Raw genomic sequence first — 22,848 nt, 5'->3', positions numbered from 1 at the left:
ACTGAACTACGAAAGATTGTACCAAGGCCAGCCCGCGTCGCCAAACAAGGAAGGTGTGCCGTAGGCCTAGCGTAAAAACCATGTTGGACGACTACGGGCCATCGCCAATGATTGCCGACATATTTGATTTGATGCGGTCAACCGTTCGTGAAACGCGCGGCACGTCATCGACGCCAACATAACGATCGAGAGTTTCAGTCATGTGCGATTCCGTTGCATCGGTTGCAAGTTTGGGTTGAATGCGTTTTAGGTTCAAAGTGTCGTAGTGGAAACATGATACCAATGCATCCAAGGCGACCAAGCTTAGCGGGCGACCACGTGACAACCAAGATTCGACACGCGACCAAGTGATACGCGAAATTGCAGCGAGCCGTCCCCAGTCCTGTGTAACGGGAATCTCAAGACTTGGGAATTGTTTTTCGATCCACTCGAGAGTTCTGTCTGATCGGAACCACCCAAGAGATTGCGCATCCTCACGGACATTCTCGGATTTGGCGATTGCCGCGGTTGTGGTATCCCATGCGTCGTCAAGTGGCATACAGGCAGCCGCAGCCGACACCCACCAGTACAATACTTCGGGCGATTTGCCATAGCGGGAACGTACCCAATCTGTTGCGGTTGGTCCAAGTGAACGTGCGCATATTTGCAGGCAAGTTGATTCAACCCAAACGTTTTGCGATTCGTCAGTACGTGACATCAGATTGCCAAGCACCGTTTCCGGATTGTGGTTATTGATTGCGTTGACAACATCGTCGGCAAGAAACCATTGCGTAATTGCCATGTCGAGCAAGCGCGATAGATCGTCCGCAATCCCCGATAGTTTAGGGGCCGGAAACAAATCGGGATCAACAACGGGGATTTCCGGTTGGTGCGCTGTTCCGTCGTCGCCATAGAAGTCGTCGTGAAGCAAATGCTTGCTCGGTCCGTGCGTAGACGCGAGATTGAACCATTCGACAGGACGAAGGGCGAGGCCCACCAAGCGAGTGTTACACTCGGTGCAAAGCTGGTAGGGCTGGGATGGGTCGTCGTCAGAGTTGGCAACGGCTACTTCAGCAGTTCGGCATGCTTCACATTGCATGAGTAGTCGTCCAACGGAAGGTTTTTACGACACCGCCCTGAACGAATCGAACGATGCCTGAACTACGAAAGATTGTACCAAGGCCAGCCCGCGTGGCCAAACAGGGAAGGTGTGCCGAAGGCCTCAGCGTAAAAACCATGTTGTGCGACCGGTGAGCCGCGATCGGCGTTGCAATTTATTCGTTGCGGCCCAAGTACGAGAGCCAGTCTGATTTGTCGGTGCAAAACGGCAGCCCATTTTCGCCCGCTATGTCCCAACCAAGTCCATCACGACCAGTCCGGACGTAAAGTATGCGAGCGCCAACCTCCGCGATCACACCGGGGTGGTTGAGAAGCGCCAATCCGTCATCAACGTTGATCGTCGCGTCGTTCTCAAGATTTTCCATCAGCGTGAATGCGGCGATGGCGAGGTCAGCATCGGTGCATTCCCCATCGCCGTGAATGGTCGCCTTACAATCCAGAATAGATGGTCGATCTTCACTCACGGTAGGTCGCACAACGGAAGGTTTTTACGACACCGCCCTGAACGAAGCGAGCGAGTCTGACCTGAGTGGAATTGTACCAAGGCCAGCGATCGTTGCCAAAGGACGAAGGTGTGCCGAAGGCCTTAGCGTAAAAACCATGTTGTGTGACGCTGAATCGCCAACACGGTTCCATCAGTTGTCGTCCGCAAGAATTGGCGCAATCTGTTCGCATAGCCAGCGATAGTCGGAAATCAAAGGGCCAACCATCGGCCAGCCGCCATCGGTAAATTTCTCGGCAACACCACGGGCGAGATCGTTGATGCGGTTCTCAGTAGTGTCGGGGATGTTTTTGTTGCGTCGCGGAAACGAATCCCAGCGGCGCCGAGCACTCGCGGCCATTTCCGCGGCAACCGACGAGTCATGCGCTGCAACCGGGCAGCCATCGTCCCACGCCCAGCGGATTTTCGCGGCCACGAGAGATTCAATGTCGGAATCCATGAAAGCCTGCGTCACACAACATGTTTATCGCCGACACCCTGTCGTGATAAACGGAGTGGGCGGGGAGGGAGGGAAGGTTGCATTTTGGCTTGCTTTTGCGATGAGTTGCAACCGGAGGTGTGGTTTTGTGCACTTTTTTGGGGTGGGGGGCTTGTTTTTTGCTTGATCAGCGGCGGGGAAGCGTTAGGTTCGGGATCGGTCGCTTTGGGGACTCGCGGGGGACTGCTCGTGATCGCTAGGGAGGCTTGCCTGAAGATGCTCTGGCTGCGTCCGCGTTGTTCAGCGTGGATCGAGTGGCTGGGGGAAATACGGTGGTTTGTTTTCGGCCGATTTCTCTCCTGTGCTTGCGCGTCGGCGGTGTTTGATTGCAACGCATTGGTAGAGCTAGGTGGCGGTTGGCTGGTGGCGAAAGCTCAGCAGTTCGGCGGGAGTGTCTTCGGTGCGTGGCGTCCATCGTTTTATGAGGCTTTGGCAGCGTGAGAAATCGCGTGCGGCCAATTGCAAGCGTCTCGCGATGCTTGTGAATGCCGTAGGGCACGTGGACGCAGAATTTTTGCTCAAACGAGATGGCTTTTGGGAGTGATGCCATGGATCCAAACGATCTGTTCAATGAGGTCGCCCGGCGCGCACGCAGTGATTCGTATTCGGGCGTCCATGAGCATGCCGAGCACCAGGTCGAACGCGAGGCCCGTTCACTCGATACGTCCGAGTCTCTCAAATCGTCGGCGTCAGCGGATGCGAAGACGAAGCGATCCAAGAATGCAGACTCGGGCAATCAAGCGACCGTGTCTTCGGAGACCATGTATTCGAAGCCCATGCTTTCAGAGACCGGGGCGAGATCGGCTGATCCGGATCGGTCGGATGAGTTGGCTTTCTCGCGTGAGGCAACGCGTGGGGACCATGGGGCAACGCGCGAAGACCAGGCACGTAGTGAGAGTCGTTCGTTTGGGGCCGCGTCAGGGAATCCGAAGCGAGACACGTTGCGCCGTGCGGTGGCCGATCCGGTTCACCGTTACAGAGATCAATCGGCCTATCGGGCTGCAGCGGGACGCGATGCTCCGCGTGAACGGGTCTACGATACTCGCGACTTTCGCAGCGAGATGGCTGTCGTCGACTTGCGGCACGAACAGCCTTCTTATGCCGAATTCTACGCGAAGATTCGGCGAGAGTTATTGATCCGGAATTACAAACGGAAGTCCGTGAAATCGTATCTCAATGCGGTCTCGTCTTTCCTTCGTTGGTCGGGCCGGCAGCCACACGAGGTGGATCGGGAAATGGTGCGCGAGTATCTGTTGTATCTGGTCGAATCGGACAAGGGCTATGCGTTGGTACGAGTGCATTCGACCGCGATACGCACTGTGTTCGATAAATTCTGCTTTCTTGATATCACGTTAGGATTGGAGACACCCCGTCGCAATAAGAAGCAACCCGTGGTGCTGAGCAAGCAGGAGATGCAACGTCTTCTCGAGGCGGCGCCGACGATGCGAGACAAGCTGATCCTCGGGCTGATGTATGCGACCGGCATGCGAGTTAGCGAGGTGGTACGTGTCCGGTGGCGCGAGATTGATTTAGACCGGAACACGATCTCGATTGTTCAGGGCAAGGGGAACGTGGACCGCCAAGTCATGTTGCCGGAAACCTATCGAGCGATGTTTTCGGCGTTGCAGCCGCAATTTGATGGCGCAGAGTTTTTGTTCCCGGCCGAGGCGGTACCTGGTCGACGAAGCAACGGAGACCGGCACCTTTCGCCGCGAACCGCTCAACGAGTGATGAAGCGAGCCGTGGCGATTGCCGGGATCCGAAAGGAGGCGACGCCCCATAGTTTGCGACATTCGTTTGCCACGCACAGCTTTGAAGATGGTTGTGATATTCGGAGGATTCAGAAAGTGCTCGGTCACGTGCGTTTGGAGACGACGACCATCTACGTTCACATCGCCAAGCCGACCGAACCTTCTCAAATGCCCAGCCCGATCGATCGTTTGTGCGGCACGCGGGAGGCGAGCGACGTCGATTCCAACCCGTTGTTGAAACGCGCCGTTTCGAAAGGCACTGGGGCAAAAGGCACTCTGTCAAAAAGCAATCCGTCAAAGAACGCGATGTCGGTGACAACGGATCGGACCGGTGGGCAGAACGCCCACGTACCGGCAAGTGGAAGAACAAGCCACGGCGGGGGAGCGTTTTCGCCCGGCGCCGATTGCGATCGGTCATCACACGGTGCGGATCGCACTCAGTCTTCGCAAAACGCGGATCGTACTCGCGGCAACGGGGATCGGTTGGGCAACACTGATCCGGTCGGGAAGTTGTCGGGTTCTGATAGGTTGCCGGGGTTTGATGAGCAGCCCAGGATTCATGTGAAACGGTTCGAAGGCGAAGAATCGGTACGGATCACGGTTGAGGTTGTCGGGGGCGAGCGGCGAGTCTTCTTGTTGGGAATCCGGGCGAGTGAATCGCGTCCAGGCTTCTGGACTTTGTCGGTTCCGTTGATGGAGGCGTGGGAGTCCGAGACCGCGCGGTTGAGTGCGGCGCAGCGGCGAGCGATTGCGGAACCCGAGTTTTACGAGTTTCTGAGGACGGCGATCACGAACCGTTTGCGGCAAGGCGATCTACCGTCTGAGCCAGCGAGGAGTCGGAGCGATACGCCTGAGCAGGGGAAATCGGAAACACCGGTCGCTCTGAGCGGCGCGTTGGCCCGCGAGGGGAATTCGCAACATGCCGTCGATCGCCGTGTCCAGCCGGGTGAGGTGCGTGAGGCCAAGATTCGATTTCACGTCGCCCGTTCGGCGTGATCGGTGGCCGAGCGGAGGGCGCCGAATTGGGTGTTCGAATCGGGGTAGTCGGACTGAGTCGTTGGTCGGACTGAGTCGTTGATGCGGGAGAAAGATTGCGGTGCCCCGCGTCTGTCGCTTTTCGAGACCGGTGGCTACAATCTCCCCTGCCGTTCGCCGGTGAAGGGTTTGTGTTTGAAATCTGGTCGGCGTGAGAGTCTGCCTGTGATCGCGGTTGCCTGTCGTTGACAAGCGATGCCAGCGAATACATGGGACGTGCAATTTGCAGTGATTCTCAATCAGTGGACGGTATTCCGGGGCTGTAGCTCAGTCGGTTAGAGCTGGGAACTCATAATTCCTAGGTCGCGGGTTCAAGTCCTGCCAGCCCTACTAGGTAATAGTTGCCGCTGTTGTCCTGAACTATTGAAAGACCGGTTTCGCCCGGTTTTTCCGGTGTTTTTACCGGGTTTTGGGCAACAGCGGCAATTTCCGTTTCGGGTTTAATGGCACCAGATACACCCGAAATGGAACCACCAGTGGAACCACCAGGGCAACAACCGGACGCGTCCGACTCGCCGGTGCTCGCCTCGGACTTCGTGGTGTCGGATTGTGTGGCACTCGCGACCGTGGTTGCGTCTGGATCCGATGCCGCCGCGAACGCTTCGTCGGTCGCCATCGCGTAGTGCTTCATCGCCGTGGGCACCGAATTGCCCAGCCACGAGGCGACGTCCTTGGCCGGATAGCGGGCCATCAGTTCGGTTTCGCGGGATGCCCGCAAATTTTGGAACAACCGGGGCCACGGCTCCACGCCGGCACGCGTCAGGATTTTGAGAAACGTCGTCCCCAAATTTTGGTCCGATCGGCGATATCGGTTGATGACGAAAGGCGACGTGGGGCCGTCCGGCATCGCATCCCATGCCGCTTGTAGGTGCCGGTGGAGTTCGGGGAAGATCGGACACACACGGATCCCACCGGACGCATGGTGCTCGGTTTTGGGGGCCGTGATTGTCATCTTGCGACCTTCCAAATCGACGTCCGACCAACGCAGTGGAATCAATTCGGACGGACACCGCAGTCCGCCGTATCTCGCCAGTGCGAGAATCAATTTCCAGTCACCGCACGGGCAATACGCCATCACGTTCTCGATCGTTTCCGACGCGACGAAATGTTGGTTCCTCTCGTTGCCTTGGCCGGTTGATGCCAGCTTGTCAAACGGGTTGGAGTCGATCAGTCCACGAGACACCGCCTCCCCGAAAAACAGTTTCGCCAGTGCCGTCATCTTGCGAGTCGTTTCCTCGGACAGTCCCGGTTTGTCCTTGTCGCGGAGGTTGCCTTTTGTCTTGATCGCAATCCGCCACTTGCGAGCGTCCTCCACCGTCACGTCACGAAGTCGTTTCCGTTTGCCGAAATAGTCGACCAGTTTCGCACGGCCGCGAGAGTAGGTGAGCTTCGTGCTCGGCTTCACGTCTTCTCGCTCCGCCACGTATTCGTCGATCCACGCGGCGACCGTCAGGTCACGAGACACGCGTTTGGTTACCGACTCGCACAGACCGCATTTCGCCAGTTTGTTCCGCAGGTCGTCGTCGATGCCGGCCAACCACTCGGCGGTCGCCTTCTCCGGTGGCCTCTCTTTCCTGGTTTGTTCCAGCAAGTGTTCGACGTGGGCTTTCACGTCCTCCGCCTTGGCCTCGGTCACATCGCCCAACCAAATCGACCGTTTGCGTTTGGACACGTCTCGGAATTGCAACCGATAACCGCCGGTGCGTTTCGCGGTCCTCTCTTCGCGGCTCAGACTCGCCATTGAATCAACTCCATCAGTTGTTCCCATGTAGGTGTGTGAAGAGCCACGGCGGGGCCGGCATGGGACCGGCTTTTCGGCCGCTAAACCTAGCCGTGGCAACTAAACTTTAATCAACTATTCGGGGTAGCACCTGCAAACGGCCATGGCCAACGCACGAATCAACCTTTCAGCTTCCTTGCGACCTAGGTGAATCTCTGCTTTGCCGGAATCCGTGATTTCCTCTGTATCACCGCTGTCTTCACCGACATGGACGGTCATATCACCTTCCAATGATAAACGCACGCTCTGCCGTCCTGCGTTTGGGCCGCCGTCGACTTCCCACTTCATTGAAGACGCTCCGTAGCCGGTCTTTTGCTGTTTTATATTGCTTTTTAGTCTGAATAATTCGTTCTCGGCCTTTGTTTTCTCACGTCGTAGTCTTTCAATTTCTTCGGCCATTGCTATGTCGCTCCAATTTCGGGTGTGCTCTACGAGATCCAATCGCGTTTATACATCGGATGGCGACACGATTGTCACCAGGGGCGACCGGCCACGAGCGAACTCACACTGGACCAATCCCAAGTCCGACATCCGCGTCACAATTCGCTTGGCCGTTTTGGGGTGAACACGCAGTTCACGCAGCAATGCCGGAGTCATCTTGATCGGATTCCGCCGTTGATATCCCGCCGCGTACCACAACAACACCGCCACCGCCTCGGCACGATTGCCACACGTGGACGCCGCCCGGAACCATGTCATCGGGATCGGGCCTCGGATGAAACGCTCGCCGGGTCGATGCCTCGGCAGCGGAATCGACACCGACTCGGACTTGGCGTTCCGGTCAACTCGCCTTTCACCTCGGACAGTGAACAGAGCGGACACGTCGGTCGGTCGGGCCGCGAACGATTCCAGGTTCATGGGTTACCTATGAAAGAGATTTCTAAATAGATCCAGTAAAGAAATTACTAAGTAGATATGGGGGTACGGGTGGGACACCACGTTCCAATTCACGGACACCGCGTTCCACTTTCCGGACAACACGTTCCGAATTGTGGAACGTGGTGTCCCATGTTCAGTTCGGCGGTTTGGTGTCCGATTCGCTGGCAAGACGGACCACGCGGTCCCACATTTCCACACCACGATCGTCGTCCATGTAGCGGTCGGGATGCCGGATCACCTTGGCGTCCGATTCCAAATCAAAACCATCGAGCACGATCCGTCCGGCCTCTCGCATGATGATTTGTGTTTGGGCCACCACGTCGTCGATATCACCGGACGCGGCCTCGATCAAAATCGCATCGTGGACCGGACAACACACGCGGATACTGGCCTCGGTCGCCATGCAGCACGCCAGACGCATCATCTCGGCCCCGTTGGCTTGCATCGGGAAGTTTGCCAGGGACCGCGGATTGTCGCCGCCGATCGTCCGGATACGCCACCCGAACACGGTCTGTAACCCGCCGGTCAACATCGCGGTGTCGACTTGGTTTTGGGACCATTTCCAAAACACAGGAAAGGTTTCGCGGTGTCGCCGGAGGAGGTTTCTCGCGAAGGCGACCGGCTTGTTAAGTTTGTTCGCCAGACCGTGTTCGCCCATGCCGTACTGGGTCGCCAACATGCAAACCTTGTAGGCCGATCGCTCCTCCGGATGGCTTTTCTTCGTCGCAGTCGCGGGGACCGCCCCGGCCATCTTGGCGAACTCCAAGTAGGGATCTCCGCTCGCATACGCCTGGACCAATGCCGGGTCGCCGGACAGTGCCGCCGCAATCCCAAGTTCTTGCTGTGCCCAGTCCACGTAGGCCAACGCGTTTCCCGGTTCCGGTTGCATCAAACCGCGCAACCAAACCGATGGACCGAAAATGAATTTGTTGTTGGACGGTTGGTTGCGACCGCTGCGACTCGCGAACGGTCTTATCATTGTCCGGTTGCGACCGTCCGATCCCACCGCCAACTTTTCCAGCTTCATTTCGGACAGTGCATGACAGAGTTCACGCAGCGGCGATAGTTGCGGATAGGATTTCACTTGATCTCGAAACACGTCATCCCTCAACGACAGTTGACCGCTGTCCGTTTCCGGCCACGGGATCCCGTTCCGGATCAGATACGCCTCGAATCGGTCACGCTTCAACGTCGTTCCATCGAACACGCCGAATGCGTCGTCGACCGATTGAATTAGGTCGAGCTTGATCGTTTCCCAATGACGCCGAAACATCGACAACGTGTTCGTGTCGATCGGGATCCCGTTGTGTTCCATACACGCCACCGCCTTCATGTAACGTCCACGATGGACCGCACGAGGGAAGTCGATCAGCGGAACCATCACGGGCAATAGCTTGTCCAGTGCATCGACGTCGGTTTGGCAATAGTCGACCAGTGCCGTCATCTCCTCGGCCGTGTACGGGCCGCCGCGTATCGCCAGATCACGCATCTCGGTCTTCTCGGTCGCCAACATCGAGTCGAATCCGAAATGCGAGAGACACGACAACAGCCCCCATCCGGACGCCGGGAAAGTTCCGTTGAGCATATTGCGGAACTCGCACCACAGATCGAGCACGCGGGCCGGTAGATTCCATCCCAAGGCGAGAAAACAATTCCACTCCGCCGATGAAAAGTACGCCACGCAGAGCGAACTCGGTCCCGTGTCAAACGGTGGTTCGTTCATCGTCGCCAACGCGTCCATGTCGATCCGTATCAATCGCTTCGTGTGGAGCTCACGAGCCACCAGACAAACAACACTCGGTCGCTCGCCTGGTGGTTGTGAGAATTCAAAGTCGAGTGACCAAACCGAATCGAATCGGTTCAGCCAATCCATCACGCGGCCCCGAACAGTTCCAACAGGAACGGGTGGTTCATCGAGTCAATGAAACGCGTCTTGAATGCAAGTTTTAGCAGGTCACCCATCGCCAGTTCCGGCCACTCCGGATCGGGTAGGTTCCCGGTCGCCTCGAACACCGCGTACGATCCGGCTGTCATGTCCGCTTGGACTCTCACCCAACTCTTCGTCGCGAGTTCTTGCGCTTCCAACATCGACGTGTGCCAGTCCATCGGACGGCCGTTTGGGTCGGGCAGTTTCGCCGGCCACAGGAACGTCGTCCCGTGTCGGTTGACCGCCACGCACAACCGCACCAACGTGATGAAGTCCGGCAGCTCCGGCCACAATGCCGGAGCCACGAGGTAGCTTTCGCGGTTCGCTTTGTCTTCCACGATCGCGGTGTCGATCCGGTACTCCTCGGACGGATGCACGCGGCAAAATTCCATCTTGTCCGGTTTGCCGACTTTCAACGTCACGAGTTTGCGTTTGACGCCGATTGCTCCGGACGCCGTGTTCGGGTTGATCCGCAGAGCCGCAGGGTCAAACGGATCGACCACACGAGGAGGATCCGGTGGTTCCGGTGTCGCCGCCACGGACACGTCGGCCGGCGGTTTGTTCGGCGGAGCGTTGTCCGCCGCCGGGACTTCGTTTTCCATGCCGGGCAGGCTGCCGACGTCGGACTTCGTGGTGGACTTGGACGTCCGTTTGGTGGTCTTGTTAGAATCAGTCATATCGTTTGGTTCCTCGATCGGCCGTGCATCGTCGTCACCGATGCCGGCCGATTTTTGTGGTTGGCTGGATTGTTGAAAATTGTCTATTTTGGCATCCGTCACGAGGCAGAAGTCGCCTTCGGATGACAGGTGCTTTTGCGGGTCGATGGAATATCGAAAACATGGTTCGCACAAACTCGCGAACCCTTCGAGCACGCGGAATCGGTGGACCACGGCTTCGCGTTGATGGCAGAAGTCGCATAGCATCACTCACCGCCGGATTGGCCCGAATTGGGACCAACGAATCGCCAACACTCATCGCAGGTATCCACCACACCGTTGTCGGTGGGAACGTGGTGAACCACCGGTTCACGCCGGCAGACTTCGCAAGTCGCCGGCGGTGCCGACGCCGCCGCCAAGTGAGTTATCACCGCATGGGGGTCAAACAACACTTTGCGACCGACACGGATGACGGGCAATTCGCAATCACGCAACATCGTGTCCAGTTTGGGAACCGACACGCCGATCACTTCGGACAGTTCATGACGGGTGAGAAGTCGCCGCCGGTTGGCGAGTCGATCGGCGACACGATCGGCCACCATGTTCGCCAACACTTCCATGTCGGCGGGACTCAGATCGGTGAACGTCATTTCGCACCTCCGATCGAGTCGTCGACCAATTCCCACAATCGGGAATGACAACATCGGTTTGACGAAGGTACATAGCCGACCGGTCGGATAATTCGGTCGCGATGGAGCTCAGCGACCATCGCACCGAACACGCGACCGTCCAACCCATCAGGTATGGATAGATCACGAATCGCATCGGTAAACGTGGTGGGGCCGTCTTGGAGTCGCCGGAGAAACCGGCGACGGGCAGCGGCGATAACGAGCCGCTTGTTTTGATCAGTCACGATCCACCTCCGAATTGGTGGTCGTCACTGTTTCGACTCCATCTAAATCGGACGCTAGTCGCAACAAAACCTTTAACTGCTCTGCTTCGAGCAGGACTTGGCTCAGCCTCTCCTGAACTCGGTCAGCGGGTGGAATCGCCCGCAAGTATGGACGCCGATCGGGCACAACTACCTTGGTCATGTTCAACCTCTTATTGAATGGGAATCAACAACGAGGGAAGCATGGCAGCGAAACCGAAATAGTTAATTCGGAGCTAACTCGGACTTAATCCGTTTGAAGTGTAAAGGTTTTTCGCGATGGTAAATCCTCGGCCAGTTAACCACCGCCCGACGCCGGCTTTTGCATCGACCAAACCGTTCAGTCGTAGGTTGTCCCAAACAGTTCCGGACTCGGGTACACCAGCCCGGCTAAGTATCTCTCCCGACGCTATGGGCGACGCGTTTCCAGTCGCCCCCAATTGGACCATGGCAATCAAAATATGCCTGTCATTCGGCATTAGTGGGCTGGATACTCGGGTGGGAGCTTCGATGGTGGATATGGGATTGAACACATCATCCACCCAATTCATCACGCTGAGTGCTTTGCCTAGTTTTCTTCTCCAGAATTGGACAGAGCAAAGAACTTGATCGCGAAAATATCCCATGTCGAAAAATGGTGAAATCTCATTGTGGAGTTTTCTAGCAGCTGCACACCCTACCCATAAGTTCCTGGCGACGCTGTATCTGTTTTGCCGACGGTCATCTTCTTCAAGGTTTTCAACCCTTGCGTAGAAACACATCGCTCGCAGCGTTGTAGGGTGTATATCCACGTTTGACGGCCAGTCAGAATTTTCAATCTGTTCGTCGGTAAAGAGGTGACTGGTAACCGCCCAGATAGTTTCGTCGACATCAAAGTCAAAGCCGTAGCCATCTATGTAGAGCTGGCAAAGTCGTTCGAGCAGGTCTAGTGCCTTCAATTGCTCTGATACGCTGCGACCGCGATGGAGTATTTGAAGCAGCATTATCGCTTCTCGTGCGAATGAGCGATACGTTTTGAGGCCTTTCAAATGAACAGCATCAACAGATGCTAGTTCGCCAACACACCGAACCAATCCCCATTCGTATTTTCGAGTGGGCAGGTCCGTTTGATAATTATCGGACATAGATTCCTTCCTCGTGAATGGCCGATTCAACCGGCCACGGCGGAAAGGTTACGCCAGTGGCCGATCGAATCGTGCGGCCGGAGCTACCGGCCTACCGTAGAAATCGTCGCGGGTCAGGCGACGACGAAAATGGTGGGCGACCAAACCCACGACACCATTGTGGGGGATCGCTCGGTCGCGTCCAAGTGCCGGTCGACTCGGACGTGGGTGTGGGGGTGGTGCCATTTCACGACGTGGGTGTGTGAGAATCGCGAGGTGAGCGGGAAGTAACCCGCGAGATGGACGCCGGGAAGGACCCAACGGCCCCGGTGCCTCGGTCCCGTGGCGAAACACCTATTTGCTGGTCGCGATCACGCAGGTGGGCACGCCGGTCATGTGGCCGGACCACGCCAAAAAATGACCGCCCCCTCTCTTCGCCGCGTCGCCGGCGGACGGACTCTCTCCCGCTCGGCCGGACGTGGGGTTCGCAAACGGTGTCAGCAATCAACCGGGAGGACCCAAGGGGGCCGTGAATTGCGTAAGGCCCCCTACCCCCGCGTCGATTACACGCCGGACGGTGTCTGAGGATGCTCGGGCTGAATTTTACCGCGAGTGTCCGACCTTAGCATCAGGGACCCAAACCGACACCGCCCCGCCCCCTCCGCACCACGATCATTTTGGTGCAAGTGGAGCGTGTTTCGGCCAACACTCGGTCGCTAGGACTCCATCACGAGAAATGCCCCACCCCGGTGTCGAACGAAGCGAAGGCAAATTTGCCGGGGCGTAATCAGAGACACCTCGCGGTTGGCTTACCCGTGATCCTCAAACCGCCGGGAAGGACCCACGCCGCGAGAATCCTCGCGGACAAACCGGAGTCTGTCCAATTTCTGACGCGTTGTGGCGGTTCCCTCTGGCATCGCCGCGACGTGGACGCAAAGTAGTACCTACACCGTCGTGTCCGGCCGACAGATCCCCGTGTGCAAGGATCGGACGTCGGGCCGACGCTACGGCCGGAGCGGTCACCGGATGCCCTCACGGCCCCCTAGAATCGCCTCGGCGACTTCGTTCAACTTGTCGATCACATCGACGTCCGGACACTGCAAAACACGCCCCAACGCATCCGGAATCGGGGCCAATGGAACCACCGGTGGAACAACCGGGACCCCATCGACCGAATCGGTCCCGTGAATTACGCTTATTTCTTTGCTGGATTCAAGTCCTGCCAGCCCTACTTTTTGTTCACGTTTGTTCTGTAAGTCCGCTTCATGCCTCGCAAGTCCGCTCCCCGCAAGAAGCTGTCTCGCCCTACTGACGATGTCAAACGGCTCAATCAATTGCTCGCTTCTGCTGGATTAGGCAGTCGCCGACAGTGTGAAGAGTTGATTCGTGAGGGGCGGGTCGAGGTGGATGGCGAAGTCGTCACCCAGCTCGGTGTGAACGTTCACTCGAAGACACAGAAGGTGCGGGTTGACGGCGTGGTGTTGAAGCCACAGAAGCTGGTCTATTACGCGGTGCACAAGCCGACGGGCGTCGTTTCGACGAACTCGGATCCGCAGGGGCGTGCGCGGGTGATCGACCTCGTTCCGCCTACCGAACGGGTGTATCCGGTGGGACGGCTGGATCGCAGCAGCGATGGGTTGATTCTGCTGACGAACGACGGGGAATTGGCGCAGTCGTTGGCGCACCCGCGATTTGGCGTGCAGAAGGTTTATCGTGTGACGGTCGCGGGCGAGGTCAAGCCGGAAACGATGCGGAAGATGCGGCAAGGCATCTACATCGCCGAAGGGCTGGTCCGTGTCGACGGTGCCCGGGTCATCAAGGCGCGCAAGAAAGCGACGGACATGGAGATCCGATTGCGGGAAGGGAAGAACCGCGAGATTCGTCGGATCCTTGCGAAGTTCGGTCACAAAGTACAAACGTTGCGGCGGATTGCGATTGGTCCGCTGCGGCTCGGCGACATGCCTGCCGGGGCGTATCGCAAACTCTCGCGTGATGAGATTGAAAAGCTACGCGGGATCGCGGCGAAAGCGGTCGCAGCACCGCCTGAAAAACCGTCCAAGGCCGAAGCGGCGGGGCGAGGCGGCGCCGACGGGCGTGGGCCGGGCGTAGGGAAACCGCGTGATGTGAAGCAGAGCGGTGTTCAAAAACGCGGCGTGAAGAAGGGGGCTGTTAAAAAAAGCACCTTGAAGAAAGGCACCGTGAAGAAACGCGGTGCCAAACGGTCTCACTCGAGTGACGCGTACAACGCGGGCGAGTCTGAGCAACGGCGCGAAAATCGGCGGCCGGTGAAGAAGGCACGGCGAAAGGCCGACGCGCCGACCCGTGACTCGTTGCGAGTGGGGAAAATCATTGTGGGTGACGAAGTGGTCGCGGAGAACTCGGTCGATTCGGGTGCGAAGGCGAAACGTGGGAAATCGGCATCGAAGCGAACCACTCAGCGCACACGGGGTGTGTCAAGAAAACGGAAAGGACGACGGTAGACCCGATGGCTACATTGCATGCAAAGAACTACGCCGACGAGATGACTCACGTGACCGGTCCGCTGGTCGTGAACGAAGCGGTTGCCGAGAACACATTTATGTTGCGAGTCAGTGCACCGGAGATCGCGGTGAAGGCGAAGCCGGGGCAATTCGTGATGATCCGTTTGGCGGGCGTGAACGCGCCGCTGATCGGGAGGGCGTTTGCCATCTATGACATCCACAACGACGACTCGGGGGCGCCTGATTCGATCGATTTGATTTACCTCCGCAAAGGTGCGTTGACGTCGCCTTTGTCGGCCAGTCCGGTCGGTACGGAGGTGTCCGTGTGGGGGCCTCTCGGTAACGCGTTTCGAGACACCTCGTGTGATCGTTTGTTGATGGCGGTCGGTGGGATCGGTCAGACACCGATGTTGGTAACCGGGCGTGACGCGATGCAGCGTGGGTGGGCGAAGCACATCGAGCTGATCTACGGGGCGCGCCGGTCAACGTTGCTGGCGGGCGTGGATGATTTTCGCAACGCGGGGTTCGACGTGACAACGTGCACGGACGACGGTTCGGAAGGCCGACAAGCTCTCGTGCCGGATGTCTTGGCCGAACGGATTGATGCGTTGCGGAAGCAATCGCCGGACGAGACGATTCGCGTGTTGACGTGCGGCCCTGAAATTATGATGGAAAAGGTTGCCGGCGTGTGCATGGACCGTGGCGTGGACGTGCAGGTGTCGATGGAGACTCCGATGGCATGCGGGATCGGCATTTGTTTTTCGTGCGTTGCGAAGGTCAATCAAGAAGACGGCGATTGGGATTACAAACGTACCTGCGTCGACGGTCCGATCTTTGATGCTGGGCAGTTGTGTTGGGAATAGTTGCCGAGTGTCGTCTTCCATCGAACGATCCCCAATTTCGACGCAGCGGTCGCAAGCGTTCCAGTCCCATAGACGTTCGAGGAAGCGGCGTTGATAGAAAACACACCGATCGATAAGTCTCCGGCCGATAAGTCTCCGGCCGATAAGTCTCCGGCCGAAAGCTCACCGCCCCATAGCTCACCTGCAGAGGGTTCGTTGCGCGAGAGCGATTCTCATGACCGCGAGATGGAACGCGACACGATGGAGAACGCGATGCCGAGCGAGACGCCTGAGTTGACGATCGTGATTCCGGCGATGAACGAGGAAGATTCGCTCGCGACGCTACATGCACGGTTGGTCGACGTTTGTGGCAAAGCGTGCGATGACGCGGCGGACTCGTTCGAGATCGTGTTTATTGACGACGGGTCGACGGACTCGACGTGGGAGCGGATGGTTGAGCTTTCGGGGCAGGATTCTCGGACGAAAGCGATACGATTGCGAAGAAATTTCGGAAAAGCTGCGGCGCTGAGTGCCGGTTTTTCGGTGGCTCGCGGTGACATCGTTTTCACCATGGATGCGGATTTACAGGACGATCCGGATGAGATACCGCGGTTTCTGTCCGCATTAAGCGGCCGATCCGAAGAGCCCACGGGGGCAGATCAGGAAGGCACACGGGCAAAATCTTCGCCGTCGGGGGAGTCGCCATCCTACCGATCGGAGAGGCGCGTAATTACACTCGACGTCGTGAGTGGGTGGAAGCGTGTGCGTCACGATCCGTGGCACAAGGTTCTGCCCAGTCGGGTGTTTAATGCGTTGGTGAGCGGGATCACGGGAGTGCGGTTGCACGACCATAATTGTGGTTTCAAGGCGTACCGACGCGAAGTGCTCGCCGAGTTAGATCTGTACGGCGAACGGCATCGGTTCATTCCGGTTCTTGCTGCGGCGAGGGGATGGAAGGTTGGCGAGATCGAGGTGCAGCACCACCCGAGGGCTCACGGGAAATCGAAATATGGTTTGTCGCGACTCGGTAAGGGCATTCTCGACTTGATGAGCATCTATTTGTTAACCGATTACGCCCGGCGGCCGTTGCATCTGATCGGCTCGGCAGGGTTGGTCAGCTTCGGGTTGGGGACACTCGGTCTGTTGTATCTCAGTGCGAGGTGGGTGATCACACGGCTCGGTGAGGGCGACGCGTTGCACCTGCATTCGACGGCGATCTTCTACTACTGCATCTTGGCGATCCTGTTCGGAGCACAGTGTGTCCTCGCCGGATTGATTGCGGAACTGATCGTGTCGGTATCGGCGGCCCGGGACCGTTCGTTGCGGGGGCTGCAAAGAGGGCCAGGCAGTGTATTCTCGCCGGGAAGTGGGATCGCGCCGGGCAGTGGGATCGCGTCGGATTTGGCGTTCCATCATGTGTCGTACAGCGTATCGCAGATCGCTGGATTCGGTGATCGTTCCATTGGTGGTGTAGGGAAGACCTCCATCAAGGCGACCGACTGATGCGTAAACACGATGTGCCGCGTGAAAAGCGGATTCGAATGCACGCGGTGCTGATCGCTGTGTCGTTAGCGTTGATTGCCGGGCGAATCGCCGTCGTGTCCAACCCAGAGGGTGACGCGGCGTTCTTGAGTGCGAATGATCGCAGCCGATGGGTCAGCGTTGCCGCGTTGGTTGAAAAGAATACGTTTTCGATCGATGAGTTGATCTCGATTCGCAGCGAACGTGGCCGCCGTTTGTGGGACACGATCGACAAGGTGCGACACGTCGGCGACGACGGGAGATTGCACTACTACAGCAGCAAGCCGACGTTGCTGACAACGATGGTGGCGGGCGTCTATTGGTGCGTGCACACGGCAACCGGTCTGAGCATGACGGAGCATCCGGTCTATGTGCCGCGGTTGCTGTTGCTGCTGATTAACCTGCCGGTGATGGCGTTGTTTTTGATCACGATGACATTGAGCATCGAGTGGTCGAGCGCGTCGGATTTCGCGAAGCGGTTGGCGGTCACGGCGGCTTGCTTTGGCACCATGTTGACGCCCTTTGCGATATCGTTGAACAACCATTTGTTCGCGGCCGCGGCGACGTCGTTGACTCTGTACATCTATCTGCGTGTCAGCGAAAATGTGCACGACTCGTTCGCCGGTGTGACGTACCGGCCGCGGTTTTGGCCGTGGGCAACCGCGGGAGCGTCGGCTGCGTTTGCGGTTGCCTGTGAATTGCCGGCGTTGTCCATGTTTGTGTTGTGGGGGCTGTTGTTTGCGATCTTGATACCGCGTTCGATCCCGGGGTTCTTGATCGGGGCGGGGGTGGTCGTGGCTGGGATATTTGGCACGAACTACTGGGCACACCAAAGTTGGCGGACGCCCTATGCGCACCGTGGCGTTGGCGAGATCGTCGCAGAGTTTCAGTGGGATGTTGATCCGGCGTCTGAGACGACATCGGGCGCGGAGTCGATGAAGGAGCGATTGCGGCAGGTCAGCATGTTCGCCGATTCGGAATCGATCCGTGTGCGTCCGTTGCAGGCAGGCGGTTACGAGGTTTTGGAGGAGGTCTCTGCGGGAGACTCCTCGGTCTATCGGCAGTGGAGCGTCCGGCGTGGTGGTTTGGGCGCGGGATCCGATTGGGAAATCGCGGTTTGGGATGATTGGTACGACTACCCAGGCAGTTATTGGCGATCAGGGCAGCGACGAGGAGTTGACCGTGGCGAGGCGAACCGCGGTGTTTACGCGTTTCACGCGACTTTGGGTGTTTACGGGATCTTCTCGTTGACGCCGATTTGGTTGTTGGTGCCGCTGGGATTGGGATACAAGTGCTTTCACGGGCCGTTTGATCGTCGGTGTTTGGCCTGTGCGATCTTGCTTTCGAGCCTCGTTTGCTTTGCTTTTTACATGGCTCGGCCGGAGATCGACCGGAATTACGGCGGGGTGAGCGTTTGTTTTCGGTGGATGTTGTGGTTCGCTCCGCTGTGGATTTACGCGATCATTCCGGAGTTGAACGAAATGAGTGAATCCAGGGGAGGTAGGGTGTTCGCGGGGGTGCTCTTGGTCGCAAGTGTTTTCTCTGTGTCCACGAGTCTTGATTCGCCGTGGCAAAGTCCGTGGTTGTATCGGTTTGCCTCGTTTTTGGACTGGTTGAACTAGGAAATGACCGGGTAGTATTCAGGGTGTCTGATTGCGGGCAGGATGCCCATTCTCGATGGCCTGACGGCGGTGCACACCGTCAGGATCGAAGTTCAGGTTTTCGTTTTTCTCACGGATGAGATTTCTACGTTGACGTCGTCGGATTCCGATACGCGATCCCGCCCAGGCCGTAGCCGACTGACGTCGGTTTTGGTGTTGGTGGCGATTTGTGCGGCGATCGTCTTTGTCTTTCGCACGATCGGTCCCCAGACGATTGGCGAACAGGTGCGACGTCACTTCGAACGTCAACTGGCGGACTACTACACGCAGTGGGATGTCAAAATCGGTCGAGGCAGTTATTTGCCTGGCGTGGGATTCCGTTTCGAACGGTTGACGTTTTCACCACGTGCTAGCGGTTCGGCGAGTGGTGTGGGTGGATCGCTCGCGGGGACGTTGTTGAATCGTTGGACGCAGGAGCCTGCGGTCGTTGTCGACACGATGACGGTGTTGGCTGACATCGACGCCAAGAAGCTGCTCGATAAACGCAACCCGGTGACCACTCGTCAAGTCATCGTTGAGGGCATCCATGCGGATGTGCGATTGCAATCCGATGGATCCAGCTCGCTCGACGGGTTGTGGCCGCTGCCAAAGTTGGGGCCGGTTTGTCCTCGGGTCGACCTTCGGGACGTTGCGTTGCAAGTGTCGGTGGAGGAGAAGGCAGGCGTGAATCGTCACGTCGCAGAGGTTGGGGGTTCCGGTGCGGGCGCCGATCCGTCGGAACAGTCGCGACCGATTGAACTGCGATGGTCGCAAATCGTTATCGAGAGTTCGGCGAACTTTGATGCGGGCGAGGACGGAGAGCGGCGGATCTCGTTGGTCGGCGACAGCGATCTGTGTGGTCGGTGCGAGATGACGGTGGCGCAGGACATTGTCGATGGCGAAACAGTTCATACAAAGGCGAAGGCCAGTATGGCTTCGTTGCGGTTGAACAATTCAACGCTGGATCGGTTCCGAACCTGGTTGCCGAAAACGCCTCCTCCGGGGGCACGGTTTGATGTGATCGGTGACCTCAACGCGAGTATTGAGATCGGGTGCAACGATCCGGCGCCTGGGAACGTGTCGTCTGGGAACGTTGCGTCTGGGAACGTTGCGTCTGGGAACGTTGCGTCTGGGAACGTGACTAACAACGCGACTTCGATCGCCGATCCGTTTCACTACGAAATCGACTATGTGCTGCGAAACGGACGTTACAACGACAAACGTCTGCCGGCCGCGTTTGAGCATGCGACGGGACGGTTGCGGATTACTCCTCGGAAAGTCGAGTTGTTTCCTAGCCGCGCTACGCTCGGGCAGGCGGTCGTGCGGTTGCAAGGAAGTGCGGACGTGCAGGTGGCACTCGCTGCACCGGAGCCGGTGAGTCCGCAGTCGGTCTACATGGCCGCCTACACTGCCACGCCGCTTCCTTCAGTAGGCACCGATGATGCGATTCGGATTCCTTTCTGCGAGTCTGATCTCGTGGCTCGTGTTTGGAACTGCGACCTGACGGTTTCGGCTGATGACCTGCAGGTTAACGAAGGGTTTCGGGAACTCGCGCCCGCCAAGACCGCGGCGTTCTTCGACCGCTATCGACCGTCAGGGCAAATTGATTTTGTGACGAGATGTTTCAACGCTCGGCCGCTGGCGAAGCAACCGTGGGCGATCGAAGCAACGGTGCTTTGCGAAGGCGTCGATGTTCAGGTCGACAAGTTTCCGTACCCGGTCGAGCGGCTCAGCGGTGAGATCAACATCGCGAACGGGCGCGTGGATACTCGACGTTTGACAGGTTTTGCGGGCGGGCGTCCGGTCTACTGTGAGTTCAACGTTCCGATGAAATTGAGTCCGGACGCAGTCGTTTCACCGGAACGATCGATTGTCATTCGGTCGGACGGTGCGATTCCGATTGATGGTGCGTTGGTTTCTGCGCTGACTCCTCGTGAGTCGACGCAGGACGCCGGTTTGACGCCAGGTGGTGTTCGGGGGGAGTCAAAGTTGGAGTCGTTCATTCGTTCGCTGCATCCTCGCGGTGCGATTGAGTTGGCGTCGGCTTCGATTCAAACCGATGCCAACGGTGTGACGAGTCGGCAGTTTGACTTGAGAGTGATCGGTGGTTCGATTCGCTATGATGGCTTTGCCTATCCGCTCTACAACGTCGCCGGACGCGTCCAGGTGAAGGATGATATGGTGCGGATCATTGGGTTCACTGCGAACAACGCGGGCGCGGCAAAGATTGCTTGCGACGGTTTGTATCAAATGTCGGCCGATCCGAATCAGACAGAGTTGAATCTGCGATTTCGCGTTGCGGACATCGCGATGGACCACTCTTTGCGAGTTTCGTTGCCGGAGTCATCTCGCAATATCTGGGAGGCGTTGTCGCCAGCCGGGACGCTCGACCAATTGGACGTGCAGCTTCGTCGTGTCGGTACCGCACCGATCGCCCTGTCTCTTAATGCGGCTCATCAGAGCGAACTGCGTGCGAAGCCGAACCTGTTGAGTATCCGCCCGAAAGCGATTCCTTACCGCGTGGATATCGTCGGTGGCAGCGTCGATTATCGCGATGGTGCTGTGACGATTACGAACCTGCGCGGTCGGCATGATGCGTCCCGTTTGATCGCCGATGGCGTTTGTCATCCAGACGCGTCGGGGCGTTGGATGTTGACGATGGATTTGCATAGCGGGTGTCGTTTGATCCCGGACGAGGAATTGATCGCCGCGCTGCCCGAGCAGATGAGTCGAGCGATGCGGGCGCTCGAGTTGCGAGGACCGCTGGGGCTGCGAGGGGTCACCAATATTTTATTGCCGCAGTCGGAGACGGAGTCGCCCACGATCGATTGGGATTTGATTCTGCAGCTCGAAGGTAACCGGATCGCGGACGTCGGGCCGGTGCATTCTCTGCGTGGCGAGATCATGGTTCGCGGGATGAAGGACGGTGAATTGGTCCGCGCCGGCGGCGAATTGGCGATCGATTCGCTGCACGCGTACGGTTTCCAAGTAACATCCTTGCGTGGCCCGTTTTCAATCCTCGGTGATGAGTTGCGTCTGGGGACGTTTTCCACGGGGATGGATCCGATCACGGGGCTGCCATTAGTCGGCACGGCATCGTCTCAGCTCGGGGCGCGAACGGTCCATGCGGACAAGTCCGGGCGTCAGGCACCGATCAATGGTCAAATGTTTGGAGGCAAGTTAGACGTCAGCGGGATCGTCGCTCTATCGACGGGAGATTTCGATGTCGGAGCGTCAATGGAAAACGGTCAAATCGCCACGATCCTTGCGGAGTTGGGGCAGACGCGATCGGGAATGAAGGGGCGTTTCGATATGAACTCGAGACTCGATGGACGTCTCGGCGATTCAGACTTGCTCAAGGGGACAGGAACGGCTCGCATCAGTGGCGCGAACATGTACGAACTGCCGTTGCTCGTGCAGGTCCTCAACTTGTTGCGTATCACGCCTACCGAAGATGTGGCGTTCACAGATGGTGAAACCGAGTTCGCGATCTTTGGCGAAGACGTGAACTTCCACCGGTTGTCGATGTGGGGTGACTTGGTCGCGTTGGATGGCAGCGGGACGTTGTCGCGTCTCGAGCATCTCGACCTATCTTTCAACACCAAGGTCAGTCCCCAGAACCTGTTCAGCAAGGTGATCAGTCCGCTCAGGGACAGCAGTTATACTTTCTGGACGATCGAAGTCGACGGTCCCTTGTCGGCACCGACGATCCAGCGTCATGCTCTCGGTGGCGTCAGTCAAACGCTGGAGTCTTGGTTCCCGGGAATGGTCCGGTCAACAACCGCGGACACCTCTGCGGTCAGTCGTTAGCCGATGCGTCGCAGGGTTTCGGGCATTCTCAGATTTGATGTGTCCGATCGAGTAGCTGGGTTTGCCAGAGTTCAGTGTTCATGCAGAAGTTTGAGTTGAGCTGGTAGCGATAGTCGCCAAGACTTTCGGTGATTTACGGGGGCTGCCGAAACTCTTGGCGGACTGTTGATTTATTCGTTTAACGGCAACACCGTTCAGTTTTCGTTTAACCCGTGCCCGAAGGGTAGGTTGTGTTCCGTCAAGCGTCGCCTACGGCTACCGGTTAAACGAAAACGCCACAACCCGGTGCTTCATTGAACGGTATCGCGTTTAACAGGCAGCCAAAGGCGACCTGCTTGCTACTGCACGTCGCCTACGGCTGCCGGTTAAACGAAAGCAGGTTGACTCTTGATTAAATCAACAGCCCGTTGGCGAG

At 57.7% G+C, this 22,848-nt stretch carries 18 protein-coding genes and 1 tRNA gene; 7 read left to right on the top strand and 12 right to left on the bottom strand.

The window, feature by feature from the left end; translation table 11 throughout:
• Positions 1-91: 91 nt before the first annotated feature.
• The 3 genes from RSSM_RS17935 to RSSM_RS17920 all read right to left on the bottom strand — a co-directional run bounded on the left by RSSM_RS17935 (position 92) and on the right by RSSM_RS17920 (position 2,015).
• A complete protein-coding gene (locus RSSM_RS17935) occupies positions 92-790 on the bottom strand; it encodes a hypothetical protein (RefSeq protein ID WP_144059916.1) in 699 nt (232 codons plus the stop codon).
• Between the two features lie 463 nt (positions 791-1,253).
• The gene (locus tag RSSM_RS33820; RefSeq protein WP_008681752.1) at positions 1,254-1,562 is read right to left on the bottom strand and encodes a hypothetical protein; all 309 of its coding nucleotides are present in this window, start codon (positions 1,560-1,562) and stop codon (positions 1,254-1,256) included.
• A 171-nt stretch (positions 1,563-1,733) separates the two neighbouring features.
• On the bottom strand, positions 1,734-2,015 hold the full coding sequence (locus RSSM_RS17920) for a hypothetical protein (RefSeq protein ID WP_144059915.1): 282 nt from the start codon (positions 2,013-2,015) through the stop codon (positions 1,734-1,736).
• 611 nt (positions 2,016-2,626) lie between these two features.
• Here RSSM_RS17920 and RSSM_RS31780 point away from each other — a divergent pair.
• Entirely contained in the window at positions 2,627-4,825 is a 2,199-nt protein-coding gene (locus RSSM_RS31780) for a tyrosine-type recombinase/integrase (protein ID WP_052336072.1), read from the top strand.
• Between the two features lie 295 nt (positions 4,826-5,120).
• Positions 5,121-5,194, top strand: a tRNA-Ile gene (locus RSSM_RS17905).
• Here RSSM_RS17905 and RSSM_RS32565 read toward each other — a convergent pair.
• From RSSM_RS32565 to RSSM_RS17855, 9 genes are all read right to left on the bottom strand, one after another.
• Positions 5,163-6,605 (bottom strand): tyrosine-type recombinase/integrase, encoded by a 1,443-nt coding sequence (locus tag RSSM_RS32565; RefSeq protein WP_144059914.1) that lies wholly within the window; start codon positions 6,603-6,605, stop codon positions 5,163-5,165. The genes RSSM_RS17905 and RSSM_RS32565 overlap by 32 nt on opposite strands.
• 114 nt (positions 6,606-6,719) lie before the next feature.
• Complete coding sequence (locus RSSM_RS17890) at positions 6,720-7,043, bottom strand: hypothetical protein (protein ID WP_008681745.1); 324 nt, start codon at positions 7,041-7,043, stop codon at positions 6,720-6,722.
• 48 nt (positions 7,044-7,091) lie between these two features.
• Positions 7,092-7,502, bottom strand: coding sequence for a hypothetical protein (locus RSSM_RS17885; protein ID WP_008681742.1), 411 nt, complete (start codon positions 7,500-7,502; stop codon positions 7,092-7,094).
• A 154-nt stretch (positions 7,503-7,656) separates the two neighbouring features.
• The gene (locus tag RSSM_RS17880; RefSeq protein ID WP_008681740.1) at positions 7,657-9,396 is read right to left on the bottom strand and encodes a DNA polymerase; all 1,740 of its coding nucleotides are present in this window, start codon (positions 9,394-9,396) and stop codon (positions 7,657-7,659) included.
• Entirely contained in the window at positions 9,396-10,127 is a 732-nt protein-coding gene (locus RSSM_RS32560; RefSeq protein WP_236621220.1) for a hypothetical protein, read from the bottom strand. The genes RSSM_RS17880 and RSSM_RS32560 overlap by 1 nt, the downstream gene beginning before the upstream one ends.
• Positions 10,128-10,372: 245 nt before the next feature.
• Entirely contained in the window at positions 10,373-10,756 is a 384-nt protein-coding gene (locus RSSM_RS17870; protein WP_008681736.1) for a MerR family transcriptional regulator, read from the bottom strand.
• The gene (locus tag RSSM_RS17865; RefSeq protein ID WP_008681734.1) at positions 10,753-11,019 is read right to left on the bottom strand and encodes a hypothetical protein; all 267 of its coding nucleotides are present in this window, start codon (positions 11,017-11,019) and stop codon (positions 10,753-10,755) included. Before RSSM_RS17865 ends, RSSM_RS17870 begins: the two co-directional genes overlap by 4 nt.
• The gene (locus RSSM_RS17860; RefSeq protein WP_044302908.1) at positions 11,012-11,200 is read right to left on the bottom strand and encodes a hypothetical protein; all 189 of its coding nucleotides are present in this window, start codon (positions 11,198-11,200) and stop codon (positions 11,012-11,014) included. Before RSSM_RS17860 ends, RSSM_RS17865 begins: the two co-directional genes overlap by 8 nt.
• 73 nt (positions 11,201-11,273) lie before the next feature.
• Positions 11,274-12,161 carry a hypothetical protein gene (locus tag RSSM_RS17855; RefSeq protein ID WP_008681730.1) on the bottom strand — a complete coding sequence of 296 codons (888 nt, stop codon included), beginning with the start codon at positions 12,159-12,161 and terminating at the stop codon, positions 11,274-11,276.
• Between the two features lie 1,244 nt (positions 12,162-13,405).
• On the opposite strand from RSSM_RS17855, the gene RSSM_RS17845 reads away from it, so the two are divergent.
• From RSSM_RS17845 to RSSM_RS17825, 5 genes are all read left to right on the top strand, one after another.
• On the top strand, positions 13,406-14,620 hold the full coding sequence (locus RSSM_RS17845) for a pseudouridine synthase (protein ID WP_008681722.1): 1,215 nt from the start codon (positions 13,406-13,408) through the stop codon (positions 14,618-14,620).
• 5 nt (positions 14,621-14,625) lie between these two features.
• On the top strand, positions 14,626-15,483 hold the full coding sequence (locus RSSM_RS17840; protein ID WP_008681720.1) for a dihydroorotate dehydrogenase electron transfer subunit: 858 nt from the start codon (positions 14,626-14,628) through the stop codon (positions 15,481-15,483).
• A gap of 90 nt (positions 15,484-15,573) precedes the next feature.
• Positions 15,574-16,965, top strand: a complete 1,392-nt coding sequence (locus RSSM_RS17835) for a glycosyltransferase family 2 protein (RefSeq protein ID WP_236621219.1) — start codon at positions 15,574-15,576, stop codon at positions 16,963-16,965.
• The gene (locus tag RSSM_RS17830) at positions 16,965-18,605 is read left to right on the top strand and encodes a hypothetical protein (RefSeq protein WP_008681718.1); all 1,641 of its coding nucleotides are present in this window, start codon (positions 16,965-16,967) and stop codon (positions 18,603-18,605) included. The genes RSSM_RS17835 and RSSM_RS17830 overlap by 1 nt, the downstream gene beginning before the upstream one ends.
• 42 nt (positions 18,606-18,647) lie before the next feature.
• Positions 18,648-22,433: an AsmA-like C-terminal region-containing protein gene (locus RSSM_RS17825; protein WP_008681717.1), complete on the top strand. Its 3,786-nt coding sequence runs from the start codon at positions 18,648-18,650 to the stop codon at positions 22,431-22,433.
• Positions 22,434-22,848 lie beyond the last annotated feature (415 nt).

The organism is Aporhodopirellula sallentina SM41, from assembly GCF_000346505.1.
Classification (GTDB): domain Bacteria; phylum Planctomycetota; class Planctomycetia; order Pirellulales; family Pirellulaceae; genus Rhodopirellula; species Rhodopirellula sallentina.
This window is presented reverse-complemented; position numbering and strand designations above follow the sequence as displayed.

What these genes read in the sequence shown, in the direction of transcription:
- RSSM_RS17860 (WP_044302908.1), bottom strand. Translation starts at nt 11,200, where the DNA reads ATGACCAAGGTAGTTGTGCCCGATCGGCGTCCATACTTGCGGGCGATT.
- RSSM_RS17845 (WP_008681722.1), top strand. Translation starts at nt 13,406, where the DNA reads ATGCCTCGCAAGTCCGCTCCCCGCAAGAAGCTGTCTCGCCCTACTGAC.
- RSSM_RS17885 (WP_008681742.1), bottom strand. Translation starts at nt 7,502, where the DNA reads ATGAACCTGGAATCGTTCGCGGCCCGACCGACCGACGTGTCCGCTCTG.
- RSSM_RS17880 (WP_008681740.1), bottom strand. Translation starts at nt 9,396, where the DNA reads ATGGATTGGCTGAACCGATTCGATTCGGTTTGGTCACTCGACTTTGAA.
- RSSM_RS17840 (WP_008681720.1), top strand. Translation starts at nt 14,626, where the DNA reads ATGGCTACATTGCATGCAAAGAACTACGCCGACGAGATGACTCACGTG.
- RSSM_RS17855 (WP_008681730.1), bottom strand. Translation starts at nt 12,161, where the DNA reads ATGTCCGATAATTATCAAACGGACCTGCCCACTCGAAAATACGAATGG.
- RSSM_RS17825 (WP_008681717.1), top strand. Translation starts at nt 18,648, where the DNA reads ATGCCCATTCTCGATGGCCTGACGGCGGTGCACACCGTCAGGATCGAA.
- RSSM_RS32560 (WP_236621220.1), bottom strand. Translation starts at nt 10,127, where the DNA reads ATGACTGATTCTAACAAGACCACCAAACGGACGTCCAAGTCCACCACG.
- RSSM_RS17890 (WP_008681745.1), bottom strand. Translation starts at nt 7,043, where the DNA reads ATGGCCGAAGAAATTGAAAGACTACGACGTGAGAAAACAAAGGCCGAG.
- RSSM_RS17830 (WP_008681718.1), top strand. Translation starts at nt 16,965, where the DNA reads ATGCGTAAACACGATGTGCCGCGTGAAAAGCGGATTCGAATGCACGCG.
- RSSM_RS17870 (WP_008681736.1), bottom strand. Translation starts at nt 10,756, where the DNA reads ATGACGTTCACCGATCTGAGTCCCGCCGACATGGAAGTGTTGGCGAAC.
- RSSM_RS32565 (WP_144059914.1), bottom strand. Translation starts at nt 6,605, where the DNA reads ATGGCGAGTCTGAGCCGCGAAGAGAGGACCGCGAAACGCACCGGCGGT.
- RSSM_RS31780 (WP_052336072.1), top strand. Translation starts at nt 2,627, where the DNA reads ATGGATCCAAACGATCTGTTCAATGAGGTCGCCCGGCGCGCACGCAGT.